Genomic DNA, 12,278 nt, shown 5'->3' on the forward strand with positions numbered 1-12,278 from the left:
GTTGGCGGACTCCCCTGCCCCGTGGCCGAAGCGCGATTCGTCCGCTGTTTGCTCACCGCTCGTCGGCGGCCAGGAATCAGTTTGGCGCCGCGGGCCGCAGATCGGGAGTAACAAGATTGGCGGGATTGCGGTTTGCCCGCTCGAACCGCACCGGCACCTCGCCCACGCGCGCCCTCAGCTGGCCGCAGCCGCCGTCGACGTCTTGCCCGGCCGAGTTGCGCAGCTTGGTCAGGATGCCGCGCTGGTGCAGCGTGCGTGCCATCTCCTTGCAGCGCTCCCACGACGGGCGGCTGAAGGCCACGCCGTCCACTGCGTTGAAGGGAATGATGTTCAGCACACCGAACTTGCCGGACAGCAGCCTGACGATGCCTTCGACCTCATCCGGTCCGTCGTTCACGCCTTCGAGCAGCGTCCATTGGTACTGAATCGGATAGCCGGTGGCCCTGGCGTAGCGCTCGCCTGCGTCGACCAGTTCTTCGGGCGTGATGCCGGGTGCACGCGGCAGGAGCTTCTTGCGCAGCCCGGCCTTGGTGGTGTGCAGCGAGAGCGCCAGCGCGGGGCGCACGCGTTCTTGCGGCAGCCGTTCGAACACGCGCGCATCGCCCACGGTGGAGAACACCAGGTTCTTGTGGCCGATGTTGCCCACCGTGCCGAGCAGCTCGATCGCCTCCAGCACGTTGTCCAGGTTGTGGGCCGGTTCGCCCATGCCCATGAACACCACCTTGCGCACCGGCCGGCGCATGCGCGCGAGCGCAACCTGGGCAATGATCTCGGCGCTCCCCACTTGGCGCAGCAAGCCGTCCCGGCCCGTCATGCAGAACTGGCACCCCACGGCGCAGCCGACCTGCGAAGACACGCACAGGCCTTCGCGAGGCAGGAGCACGCTCTCCACGGTCTGGCCATCCGCCAGGGCGACCAGCAGCCGCTCGGAACCGTCCGCGCCGGCGTGCACGGTGTGAATGCGCGCCAGCCCCGCAAGCTCGGCTTCAATAGACGGCAGGGCTTCGAGCAGCGAAGAGGGAAAGAAGCTCCCAGGCAGGCGCCTGCCGCTGTTGCGGGGCAGCGCGTGCGACCAGAGCCGCAAGATCCGCTGCTCGTGGCTGGGGCCTGCGCCGGCTTCTCGCAGCCGTTGTTTCAATTCGTGGATTCGCATTCAGTGAGAGCGGGTCGATATGCGGCCGATTGTGCACGGAGGTCACTCCGGGTGCGGTGTGCGGCTGTATGCGATCAGCACCGCGCCCGCAAGGCAAAGCACCGCCAGCAGGAACAGCGCGCTGCTGGCACCCCGCGTAAAGGCGGCCAGGTCCGCAGTCGAAAGCGCCGCGCCACCATTGCCCAGGATCGTGCGCTGCGAACCCGGGGAGAGCCCCGCCAGCGCCACGCTCAGCGCAAGCGCGGTTCCCACCATGATGCCGGTGTTCTGCAAGGTCGACCGCACACCGTTCGCAATGCCCCGGCGCACCGGAGCCACGCTCTGGAGGATCGACGCGTTGTTCGGCGTGACGAAGCTGCCGATGCCCAGGCCGAGCGCCCACAGGCCGATGGACAACTGCATGCCCCCCATTTCCGGCCGCAGCAGCGCGCCCAGGAATGCCAATGCGCATCCGGCAAGCAGCATGGCACCCACGCAAAGAGTTTCCGCCCGGAAGCGCCGCAGCAGAATGCCCGCCGCCGGCGCGGCCATCAACATGCCCACCGCCACCGGTGCGATGCGCAGGCCCGCCTCCGAGGCAGCCAGGCCTGCGCAAGCCTGCAGATACAGCGCCACAAGCAGCAAGGGCGCGGCTTGCGTCATCGAAAGAAGCAGGATGCCCGCGTAGGCCGTCCGCCGGCCCCGGTCGGCGAACAGCGAGGGGGCGACCAACGGGCTGGCCACGCGCACCTGCACGCCCCAGAAAAGCACGACGGCCACAGCGCCTGCGAGCATGAAGGCCCACACCGGCGTGCTCGTCCATCCGTGGGGTCCCGCCATCGAGAGCGCGTAGATCACGCAGCCGATGCCGGCGAAGGAAAGCGCCGCGCCCGCGAGGTCGAAACGCTCCGCCTGAACCACCGGGCTTGCCGGCAGCACCTTCCAGGACCACGCCAGCACGCAAAGCCCCAGAGGCACGTTGAGCATGAAAAGAACGCACCACCCCCACCACGACACCACGAAGCCCCCGGCCAACGGGCCCACGACCTGCGCCAGGGCCGCAACCATGGCAAGCACGCCAAGCGCCAAGCCCATCTTGCGGCGGCCGAACGCATCGCTCACCAATGCGCTGGCATTGGCCATGACGCCGGCCGCTCCCACGGCCTGGCCGATGCGGCTTGCCAGCATGAATCCGGCCGTAGGTGCCAAGGCGCATGCCGCGCAGGCGGCCACGAAAAGCGCGAGGCCGGCAAGAAAGAGCCGGCGCCGCCCCCACAGGTCGGCCAGCCGCCCGAAGCTCAGGATGCAGACCGTGCTGACCAGCATGTAGGACAGCAGGATCCAGCTCGCCTGCGTGGGCGATGCATGAAGGCTGCGTGCCACGGCGGGCAACGCGACATTGAGCGCGCTGAGATTGAGAAAGCACAGCAACGCGCCCGCACTGGCGGCGGCGAGCACCGGCCAGCCCGCCTTGTCCGCATCGTCGGCCACCACCCTCAGTCTTCGCTCTTGAACCCCGACGCCTTGACGATGGGACGCCAGTACACGCGGTCCTCGTCCATGATCCGCTTCGTTTCCGCGCCGGAAAGCCCCGTGGGCTCCAGGCCCATGCGATCGACCTGCGCACGCACCTGCGGCTTGCGCATGGCGGCGACGAAGGCGGCCTCCAGCTTTGCGACCATCTCCTTGGGCGTGCCGGCCGGCACGAATGCGGCGTAAGAGGCGTTGGCGCGGTCGAACGCGTCGTAGCCCGCTTCCTTGATGGTCGGAACATCGGGCAGCCAGCTCACGCGCTTGGTTCCCGCAACGCCCAGTATCCGCAGCTTGCCCGCGCGGTGGAGCTCGAGCTGGCTGGCCAGCGCATCGGTGCCCACCGGCACGTGAGCGCCGACGATGTCGGTTGCAAGCGGCGCGCCGCCCCTGTAGGTAACCGGTGCGAGCGGCACGCCGATGGCCTTGGACAACTGCAGCACGCTGAAATGCAGCCCGCCTCCGAGGTTCGTCAACCCCACGCTGCCGCCGCCCGGATTCTTCTTGAGCCACGCAACGTATTCGGGAACGGTCTTGAACGACTGGTTCGCGCCCGCGGAAATGACGCTGGGCACGTACGCCAGGTGCGCTACGGGGATGAAATCCTTCTCGGCGTCGTAGTTCAACCGCGAATAGGTCATCGGAAAAAGCACGAAGGGCGGCGTGCTGCCGAGCAGGATGGTGCGGCCATCGGGCCGCGAGGCCTTGACGGCTTCGATGGAAATCCGGCTCGAGGCGCCGGGCCGGTTCTCCACCAGAACAGACTCACCCAAGGCCGTGCGCAAGTCCTCGGCCAGCGAGCGCGCCAGGTTGTCGAGCGCGCCGCCCGGCGGAAAGCCGATGACCAGCCGCACGGGCGTGTTGTCGGCATGCGCGCCGGCGCCGGTCAAGGCGATCGACGCACCGAGAAGAAGTGTCTTGAGTAACGAGGCCATGGTGGGAGTACCTGCAGAATTGAAAGACGAACAGATGGGACGGAAGACTCAGAAGGCCAGCGTGGGCAGCGCGTTGGCGGGCCGGTGCGCGGCTTCGAAAGATGCCGCGGCTTGCAGCAGCTGCAAGTCCTCGCGAAACCGGCCGACGAGCTGCATGCCGATGGGCAGGCCGTCGTGGCCCGCGCCGCATGGCAGGCTGATGGCGGGGTGGCCGGTGAGGTTGAAGGGCATCGTCCACGGGAACCAGTTCGGCCGCACCTCGGCATACGCTTGCCCATCGATCTCGATGGGATCGAACAGGTCTTGGCCGATCGGCAGGGCCGTTCGCGAGAGGGTTGGCGTGAAGATGAAGTCGTTCGCCTCCAGCTGCGCCTGCACCTTGCGAAAGAGCGCGGTCCTGGCAAACATGGCTTGCTGGAACGCAACCCCGTCGACATGCTCCGCGAGCGCGAGCTGCCGCAGCAGCGACGGACTCAGCTCGCCGGCGTGCGCCTCGGCCAACGGAGCGAAGCGGCCGCGCCAGCTGGTGTGGTTGATCACCCGCCAGACCGGCTCCACGTCGTACCCCTCTCACGGCATCTCCACGAGTTCGGCGCCCATCGAACGCAGTGTTGAAAGAGCCCCCTCGAATGCGGCCGCGACGTCGGCGGAGATCGGCCGCCCCTCGGGTGCCGCGCAGTAGAGAACCCGCTTGCCGCGAAGATCGCAGCCGGGCTGCAGCGCATCGAAGTAAGGCTGCGCCGGTACGCCCAGCGACCACGGGTCGGAGCCATGGGGGCCCGTCATGGCCTGCAGCATGAGCGCGGTGTCGGCCACATTGCGTGTGGTGGGCGTCACGTAGGTGTAGTTGCCGAATGCGTCCTGTACCTGGCTGTGGGGCACCACGCCCAGGCTCTGCTTGAGGCCCACCACGCCGTTGCACGCCGCGGGAATGCGGGTCGAGCCGCCGCCGTCGGTGGCAATGGCCAGCGGCGCCACACCCGCCGCCATGGATGCGGCGGCGCCCCCGCTGGAGCCGCCGCTCGTGCGCGAGGCATCCCATGCGTTGCGGGTGCTTCCGAAAAGAGGCGCATCGGTCAGGCACTTGGCACCGAACTCCGACGTGGTCGTCTTGCCGATGAGAATGCCGCCCGCCTGGTGCATGCGCGCGACGGCGAGCGCGTCCTGGGTGGGAACATGGTCGCGGTGCAGCAGGGAGCCGTAGGTGGTCCTCACGCCCGCGGTGTCGACGATGTCCTTCACCGTGAACGGCAGACCGTGGAGCAGGCCCGACGCCTCGCCCCGCATCAATGCGCTTTCCGCCTCCCTGGCTTGCGCCATCGCCTGCTCATGGCACAGCGTGATGAAGCAGTTCAGGTGCGGCTGCACCGCATCGGCGCGGCGCAATACCTCTTCGACGATCTCCACCGGCGAGAGCTTTCGCTGCGCGACGAGGGTGCGCAATGCCACGGCGGACATTCCGCAGATTTCGGACTTCGGAAGGTGCGGAAACTCTTTCATGCGCAGATGATTGACGCACCGCACCATCCCGGTCCAATACTGTTTTCTGCAAAACACATACGATCGGCGTATGGCTGCACCAGACTTCAGAACGCTCCGCTACTTCGTGGCCGTTGCCGAGGAGCGCAGCGTCGGCAAGGCGGCGCGCCGGCTCAACATGGCCCAGCCGCCGCTGTCGGTTCACATCAAGAACCTGGAAGCGGCGGTGGGCACGCCCCTGTTTCGCAGGGCCGCGCGCGGCATGGAAATTACCGACGCCGGCAACGCCCTCTTCCAACGGGCGAAAGAGGCGCTGCTCCTTGCCAACGAAGGCTTCGACGCGGCGCGCGCCATCGGCTCGGGCAGCAGGGGCCGGCTCACTGTGGGGACCATGGTCGTGCTTTCCTACCTGGTGCTGCCCCGGCTCTAAAACATGCTGCGGGCAAAGCTGCCGGACGTGGAAATCCAGTACGTGGAGCTGAACGCGGTCAACAACGTCTCGGCCGTCACCGAGTCGGAGGTGTCCGTGGCCATCTGCATTCCGCCCATCGCCCAGCCGGGAATTGCGGTCGAGCGCATCGGCACCCAGCCTTTGATGCTGGCCGTGCGCGCGGATTCCCCCCTGGCCCGCATGTCCAGCATTCCACTGGAGCGGCTCTCGGCGCTGCCCCTCATCGGGCTGCCCCTTCCCCCGGGCGGCATCGACAAGTCCGTTGTCGCATCGATGCTCCGGCGGCACGACATCAGCATGCCGATCGCGCAGCGCGTCGAAACCATGGTGTCTGCCCTGGCGCTTGTGCTTGCCGGCAAGGGGGTGGCGATCCTGCCCGCATGCGCCCGCATCGGGCGGCCGCCCGGCGTGGTGTTCAGGCCTTTGCGCAACGCCGATGCAAAGATGGACATTGCCGCCTGTTGGCGCAGCGATTGGCAGAGCCCGCTGATCGAGCCCTTCCTGGCGTGCGCGCGCGCATCCCTGCGGCAAGCGGCCTAGCCCCGCAATTCCTCGCTGCCCGACAGGTCGGCGTACGCATCTTTGTCAAACAATGTATGATGAACATCATGCGAAATGCAAAGCACGGAACCAGAACCTCTGCCAAGGAAGCCTCGCACGAGCGCATCGTGTCCGCGGCCGCGCGCGCCATCCGCCGCAGCGGCTACGGTGGAACCGGCGTCGCGGACATCATGAAGGAAGCCGGGCTGACCCACGGCGCCTTCTATGCCCATTTCGAATCCCGCGAAGCCATGCTGGCTGAGGCGGCAAGCCGTGCGTGTGCCGAGTCGGCCGCGGTGGCCGTCAACGTGGCAGCCAGTGCGCCGCCCGAGCAGGCGCTGGCGGTGATGCTTCGCACCTATCTCTCCCCTGAGCACATGGCGCAGGTCGAACTCGGCTGTCCCCTTGCCGCGCTGGGTTCTGAAACGCCGCGCCAGGCGCCGGAGGTGCGCCGGGCCACCACTCGCCACGTCAAGGAGATGATCGATCTTGTCGCCCGGCAGTCGCCCGACTGGGGGCAGCCCGGTGCCCATGAGCGGGCCCTTGTGACGGTCGCCACCATGGTGGGCACGCTGCTCCTGGCGCGCGCGGTCGACGAGCCGGCACTGTCGGCCAGCCTGCGCGAAGCCGCACTGAAGCACCTCGGCGCTGCTTGAATCCACCACCAGACGATGCCTGTTTTCTTTGCCTAAAAATATGATGAACATCATGCGAAATGAAGTTGGATATCCCGGCATCGACGCCGTTCGCAAACCTGGGTCCGCCAGGAAACAAGGAAGACCATGAAAGCTTTTGTTCTTGACCGGTACGGCAAGAAGCGGCCGCTGCGAGCGGCGGAGATGCCAACGCCGGAGCTGCGCGACGACGAGGTCCTGGTCGAGGTTCATGCCGCCGGCGTGAACCTGCTGGACGCCAAGATCCGAAACGGCGAGTTCAAGCTCATCCTGCCCTACCGAGTGCCCTTGGTGCTGGGCCATGACGTGGCGGGCGTGGTCGTGAAGGCCGGCGCGCGCGTGCGGCAGTTCAAGCCGGGCGACGAGGTGTATGCGCGCGTCGATGATTTCCGTATCGGCACCTTTGCCGAGTTCGTTCCGGTCAAGGAGGCATCGCTCGCGCGCAAGCCCAACAACCTGACGATGGAGGAAGCGGCCTCCATTCCGCTGGTGGCGCTGACGGCGTGGCAGGCACTGGTCGAGAAAGCCTCGCTCATGAAGGGTCAGAAGGTCTTCATCCAGGCAGGCTCGGGCGGCGTGGGCACCTTTGCGATCCAGCTGGCCAAGCACCTGGGCGCGACAGTCGCCACGACGACGAGCGCGGCCAATGCGGCCCTCGTCAAGAGCCTGGGCGCGGATGTCGTCGTCGACTACCGGTCGCAAGACTTCGAGGATGTCTTGCGGGACTACGACCTGGTGCTGAACAGCCAGGACGGCAAGACGCTGGAAAAATCGCTCCACGTGCTCAAGCGCGGCGGAAAGCTCATCACCATTTCCGGCCCGCCCGACCCCGAGTTCGGCAAGCAAAGCGGAGCGCCCGGCTTCGTGAAGCTCGTCATGCGGCTCCTGAGCGCGGGCATCCGGCGCAGGGCCAAGGGCCGCGGCGTCGGTTTCTCGTTTCTCTTCATGAGGGCGAACGGGAGCCAGTTGCGCAAGATCACCGGCCTGATCGAGGCTGGCGCCATCCGCCCTGTGATGGACCGCGTGTTCCCGTTCGACTCCACCAATGAAGCCCTGGCCTATGTCGAAGCAGGCCGTGCCAAGGGCAAGGTCGTCATCAAGGTCAAGTGAACTTCGTTCGTTCCCCCACCCCACCCTGGAGATTCCCATGAAGATCGAAAATTCCGTCGCCCTTGTCACCAGCGCCAATCGCGGCATCGGCCTGGTGTTTGCACGCGAGCTGCTCGCCCGCGGCGCGCACAAGGTGTATGCCGGCGCACGCGACCCCGTGGCTGTGACCCAGTCGGGCGTTCAGGCGCTGCGGCTGGACGTCAATAACCCGCAAGACGTGGCGGCCGCCGCAGCGCTGGCGTCCGACGTGACGCTGGTGATCAACAACGCGGGCATTGCCCAGGTGGGCGGCTTTCTCGCAGCCGACAGCGAAGAGGTTGCGCGGCGCATCTTCGAGACCAACTTCTTCGCGGTGCTGCGCATGAGCAAGGCCTTCGCGCCGGTTCTCAAGGCCAACGGCGGCGGCGCGCTGCTCAATGTGCTGTCGGTTGCATCGTGGGTGAACGGCGGCGAGCTGGCGGCCTATTCGGCCAGCAAGTCGGCGGCCTGGTCGCTCACCAATGCCTTGCGCAGCGAACTGTCGGCGCAGCAGACCCAGGTGCTGGGGCTGCACATGGCCTATGTCGATACCGGCATGACACAAGGGTTCGACGTTCCCAAGTCCAGCCCTGAAGAAATCGTCAGGCGTGCGCTCGACGGGCTCGAAGCGGGCGACGACGAAGTGCTGGCCGACGAGCTCACCCAGCAGGTCAAGCGCGGCATGACGGCGCCGCGGCCCAGCTACCTTCCGCAGGCCGCCTGAGCCAGGCCGGCCCTAAAGATCGAGCCGCAGCCCTGCGAGCTTGCAGTTCTCGATCTCGATCACGAAGCGCATCTGCGCGCCTTCGATCAGGAGCTGCAGCTTGAGCCGCGCGGTAATCCTCTCGCAGCCCAGCTGCGCTCCCCGCCACTTCGCGGCCGCATCTCGCGCTGAGAGCGAAGCCATCTCGACGGTCAGGCCCTGGCCGAGCGCATCGGAGCGCATGCCGACGGCGTTGCGCCCCTCGCTGCGGCCCTCCATGTGCGCCTGCGCACCCGGCACGGCAAGAACCCCATCGCCGAGCTGCACCTCGCCCGAGATCGCCGTGCGGCCGAGCAGCAGGCGCGCCTGTTCGGTCAATCCCTGGCCCTGGCCGCCCATGCACTGGCGCAGCATGGCCTCGGCAAACGCCTGCAAGTGCAGCTTGCCGCGCTCGGAAACCCACGGGCTCAGCAAGGCACCGCGGCGCTCGAACTCCACGCCGGCAAGCGGCGCCGAAGCGAACTGGTACAGGTAGCTGCGCCCGTTCGGCGCATCGACATAGAGCCCGAGCCGGCTCACGCCCATGCGCGAATCCGGGCCCACGTGCTCGACTGTCGCGTCGTTGAAGTCGATCTGGCCATGCTCTATGGGCACCGTCACATCGGCATCGAACAGCAGGTGCGCATCGGTGATCCGCCCGCGAATCGTGCCCTCGGCCTGCCCGAGCGGGCCTAAGCGCCAGGCTTCGGCCGCCGCCTGGGGCGTGGTGGCACCACCGGCAGTGGGCGCCGCGCCGCCGGCGCCCTGCAGGGCATGCAACGCCGTCTGGATTTGCGGCGGCATGACCAAGGGCCCCTGCAACCTGACCCCCGAGAGCTCGGCCTCGGTTGCCTCGACGGCGGAGAGGCTCAGCACGCCGGCCTCGGTGGTGCGCACCTCGCCTGTGATTGCATGCGCGGCGATGCGGCCTACGTCGAGCACAAAGGGCCCCGACGCAAACTGCAGCGCGGTCGCTTCCAGTTCCTGGATAGCGACCTCGAGCACGCCTTCCTCGCTGGACTTTTTCCAGGCGAGGCCTTCGAGCGAGCAGCGGTTGCGAGCTGCCCCGCCGGAGGGCCCGAGCGCCAGTCCGAAGAGGAGATCGACGAGGGAAACCGCGAGTGGAACGGTCATCGGCCTTTTGTACCAGACATCGCGGCGGAAAGATTCGCAGCGATATATGCAGTAAGTCTTTCTACTACCACCAGACCGTAGCCATTTGGCGCATAGGTGATAACCCGGGCAGATGCTACAACCAGTAGACCGCGACCGGGGGGCGCGGCTGGGCACATGGATTGCCCCCGAGGTGTTCCCCCCGAAAGGGTCAACACCTGCATCGGAGAATCGAATGCCGCTTTCGTTCTTGAACAGGCTGCAGCATGTGCAGCTACCGGTTCGTGTCGCCAATCCGGAAGAGATCCGGCACGTCTCGGTGCTCTTGGCCACAGGCTTGATAGAGGCCGAGATCACGACGCTCAAGCCGACCTCGCCCTACGTATCGTCGCGCATGGCCACTGTGATCCGCATCACCGAAGATGGCCGTGCCGAGATCGCGAAGATGGGCAATGTGCCGGCGCCGATCAAGACCTTGATGCAGTTCAACCGGGGATTGCGGTTGATGTGATTGCGCGAACACCCATGCGAATCGGCCCTCTGTATGAACAGGCCGTGGAGTTGACGGTCACTGCAGCATGGCGGGTGCCGGCGCAAGGCAGCGCTGCACGAAGGCAGACAAGGCGCCCACATCGGGAATCTGCACGTCGCGGCGGCCTTTTTCAACGAACTCGATCACCTTGTCGCGCGCCAGCCGCGAGAGCGCGCGGCTCACGCTTTCCAGCGTCATGCCCAGGTAGTTGCCGATTTCGGCGCGCGTCATGCGCAGCGTGATCTGGTCGGCGCGCATGCCGCGCTCGGCCAGCGACTCCGCCCAGTAGCGCAGGAAGTCCGCCACGCGCGCATCGGCGGGCAGCGTGCACACGGACATCAGCGAATCGCGGTCATGCGCGATCTCGCGGCTCATTGCCGTGTGGAACACCTGCAGCAAGGCGGGTTCGGCAAGGGCGGCGGCCAGCAGCGACTCGTACGACACCACCCAGACCTCGCCGGTGTCCATGGCGACCGCGTCGCACGAGTAGCAGCCCCCGGCAATGCCGTCGAAGCCCAGCCAGTCGCCGCGAAACTTCAAGCCCACCACCTGCTCGCGGCCGTCGGCCGACAGGTTCACGATCTTGAAGAAACCCGAGTTCAGGATGTAGAGGTTGCCGAAGCGCTCGCCGGCCTGGTAGACCACGTCGCCGGCATGCACCACGCGGCGTTGCGGGTCCAGGCGCTCCTTCAGCAGCTTTTGCGTCTCCATCAACTTGTGGCTGGCCCGCTCGTGGACCGCCACGCCGGTCTTCGGCAATGCGCCTGCGGCAAGAAAGCCGCTCATTGCGGGTACGGCGGCCTGGGTCTGGGACGGGTTGAACATGTGAACGCTCCTGTTTATTGTGTGCATCGCGGGTCGATGGATGGATGCTATGAAGCGTCCGGCAACACAGTGACAACAGCAGGAGTCGGTGGGTAACGCTCCGTGAATGGTTTGTGTCCGGCGTGTATCAGCGCACCAGCAGCACAGGCACCGTGCAGCGGGCCAGCACCTTCATGGCGACGGAACCCAGCACGAGGTTGGTTAACGCCCCCTCCCCGCGCGAACCCATGACCAGGAGGTCGAACTTGCCGTGCTCCGCAAAAGCGGCGATCTCCTCCGCCGGATGGCCGACCTTGTGTGCGAAGGCCGCCTCGATGCCGCGCGCGGCCAGCGCGGCGCGCACCGGCTGCAGCACGACGCGGGCTTCGTCCTCGTAGTAGGTGTGCACGAGGTCGGGCCCCGCGAATGCCGCGGCCCGGTGCGGCACCGGAACCACGGCGTTGAAGACGGTGAACGCATGGCCTGCGTTGGCCCATTCCTTGTGCGCGCCGATGTAGTCGAGCATGCGGGCGGTGTATTCGCTGCCGTCCACGGCGAGAAGAATTTTCATGATGTTCCTTGGTTGGTTTTTCTTGAAGAGGAGCGGATGTCTGCTGCCGCGCTATGCAGGCCCCAGGCCGATGGGCGCGGGCACGATGTTCACGATGCGGGTGAAAAGCGCCTCGTATTCCCGCTCCGGCCGGTAGCCGGTGAGCGGATCGCGGTTCCTGCCGAAGGCCTCGTCGAGCTCGCGCCAGTCGTCGGCAGTCAGCACCCGTTCGGCAAGCGGAAGAATCTCGCGCTCTTCCACCGACATGTGATCCAGGTAGAACTCGACGTACTGCGCCATGGCCGTTTCGAACGCAGCCCGGCGCGACTCGCCCAGCATCTCGAACGCCAGCAGCGCATGCTCGACGTTGCGCACCTTTCGCTCGCCCCAGGCATGGTCGTTGTCGAGCCGGTCCATCAGTTCGCGCGAGATCGGCGTTCTGGCGCGCAGCTTGGGAAACAGCAGCTCGCTCTCCTTGCGGTGATGGCGCTTCTCGGGAAATTCGTCCACGTAGAACAGCATGGCCCGCAAGGCGGCGAAGTCGGGCCGCGTTCCCTTGCGGCGGTGCTGCTCCAGCAGCATGGTGATGGAGCGCAGCATTGCGGCAAGGGCCGCATGCTCCTGGCGAATGATGCGAATGGTCGCGTGGGTCATGAACGGCTCCTGTG

The 12,278-nt window shown here is 66.6% G+C and carries 13 protein-coding genes and 1 pseudogene; 6 read left to right on the top strand and 8 right to left on the bottom strand.

Features of this window, described 5'->3' with window-relative positions:
* Positions 1-76 precede the first annotated feature (76 nt).
* The 4 genes and pseudogenes from V9L20_RS00905 to V9L20_RS00920 form a co-directional block, all read right to left on the bottom strand.
* A complete protein-coding gene (locus tag V9L20_RS00905) occupies positions 77-1,153 on the bottom strand; it encodes an RNA methyltransferase (RefSeq protein WP_337295137.1) in 1,077 nt (358 codons plus the stop codon).
* A gap of 42 nt (positions 1,154-1,195) precedes the next feature.
* A complete protein-coding gene (locus tag V9L20_RS00910; RefSeq protein WP_337295138.1) occupies positions 1,196-2,623 on the bottom strand; it encodes an MFS transporter in 1,428 nt (475 codons plus the stop codon).
* Positions 2,624-2,628: 5 nt separating this feature from the next.
* On the bottom strand, positions 2,629-3,597 hold the full coding sequence (locus V9L20_RS00915) for a Bug family tripartite tricarboxylate transporter substrate binding protein (protein ID WP_337295139.1): 969 nt from the start codon (positions 3,595-3,597) through the stop codon (positions 2,629-2,631).
* Between the two features lie 48 nt (positions 3,598-3,645).
* Positions 3,646-5,124, bottom strand: a pseudogene (locus V9L20_RS00920) (amidase).
* 43 nt (positions 5,125-5,167) lie between these two features.
* On the opposite strand from V9L20_RS00920, the gene V9L20_RS00925 reads away from it, so the two are divergent.
* From V9L20_RS00925 to V9L20_RS00945, 5 genes are all read left to right on the top strand, one after another.
* Positions 5,168-5,506, top strand: coding sequence for a LysR family transcriptional regulator (locus V9L20_RS00925; protein WP_337295140.1), 339 nt, complete (start codon positions 5,168-5,170; stop codon positions 5,504-5,506).
* Positions 5,507-5,509: 3 nt separating this feature from the next.
* Positions 5,510-6,067 (top strand): LysR family substrate-binding domain-containing protein, encoded by a 558-nt coding sequence (locus V9L20_RS00930; protein WP_337295141.1) that lies wholly within the window; start codon positions 5,510-5,512, stop codon positions 6,065-6,067.
* A 56-nt stretch (positions 6,068-6,123) separates the two neighbouring features.
* Positions 6,124-6,723, top strand: coding sequence for a TetR/AcrR family transcriptional regulator (locus tag V9L20_RS00935; RefSeq protein WP_337295142.1), 600 nt, complete (start codon positions 6,124-6,126; stop codon positions 6,721-6,723).
* Between the two features lie 126 nt (positions 6,724-6,849).
* Positions 6,850-7,851 carry an NADP-dependent oxidoreductase gene (locus tag V9L20_RS00940; protein WP_337295143.1) on the top strand — a complete coding sequence of 334 codons (1,002 nt, stop codon included), beginning with the start codon at positions 6,850-6,852 and terminating at the stop codon, positions 7,849-7,851.
* A 37-nt stretch (positions 7,852-7,888) separates the two neighbouring features.
* Positions 7,889-8,593, top strand: a complete 705-nt coding sequence (locus V9L20_RS00945) for an SDR family oxidoreductase (protein ID WP_337295144.1) — start codon at positions 7,889-7,891, stop codon at positions 8,591-8,593.
* A gap of 12 nt (positions 8,594-8,605) precedes the next feature.
* Here the strand turns inward: V9L20_RS00945 and V9L20_RS00950 are convergent, their stop codons facing one another.
* The gene (locus tag V9L20_RS00950; RefSeq protein ID WP_337295145.1) at positions 8,606-9,745 is read right to left on the bottom strand and encodes a hypothetical protein; all 1,140 of its coding nucleotides are present in this window, start codon (positions 9,743-9,745) and stop codon (positions 8,606-8,608) included.
* A 214-nt stretch (positions 9,746-9,959) separates the two neighbouring features.
* Here V9L20_RS00950 and V9L20_RS00955 point away from each other — a divergent pair, with 214 nt between their 5' ends.
* Positions 9,960-10,235 carry a hypothetical protein gene (locus tag V9L20_RS00955; RefSeq protein WP_258505526.1) on the top strand — a complete coding sequence of 92 codons (276 nt, stop codon included), beginning with the start codon at positions 9,960-9,962 and terminating at the stop codon, positions 10,233-10,235.
* 57 nt (positions 10,236-10,292) lie between these two features.
* Here the strand turns inward: V9L20_RS00955 and V9L20_RS00960 are convergent, their stop codons facing one another.
* The 3 genes from V9L20_RS00960 to V9L20_RS00970 form a co-directional block, all read right to left on the bottom strand.
* Positions 10,293-11,081 carry a Crp/Fnr family transcriptional regulator gene (locus V9L20_RS00960; protein WP_258505525.1) on the bottom strand — a complete coding sequence of 263 codons (789 nt, stop codon included), beginning with the start codon at positions 11,079-11,081 and terminating at the stop codon, positions 10,293-10,295.
* Positions 11,082-11,208: 127 nt separating this feature from the next.
* Positions 11,209-11,631, bottom strand: a complete 423-nt coding sequence (locus tag V9L20_RS00965; RefSeq protein WP_337295146.1) for a universal stress protein — start codon at positions 11,629-11,631, stop codon at positions 11,209-11,211.
* A 51-nt stretch (positions 11,632-11,682) separates the two neighbouring features.
* Positions 11,683-12,264, bottom strand: a complete 582-nt coding sequence (locus tag V9L20_RS00970) for a hemerythrin domain-containing protein (protein ID WP_258505522.1) — start codon at positions 12,262-12,264, stop codon at positions 11,683-11,685.
* Between the last annotated feature and the right edge of the window lie 14 nt (positions 12,265-12,278).

Source organism: Variovorax sp. CCNWLW225 (genome assembly GCF_037204045.1).
GTDB lineage: Bacteria > Pseudomonadota > Gammaproteobacteria > Burkholderiales > Burkholderiaceae_C > Variovorax.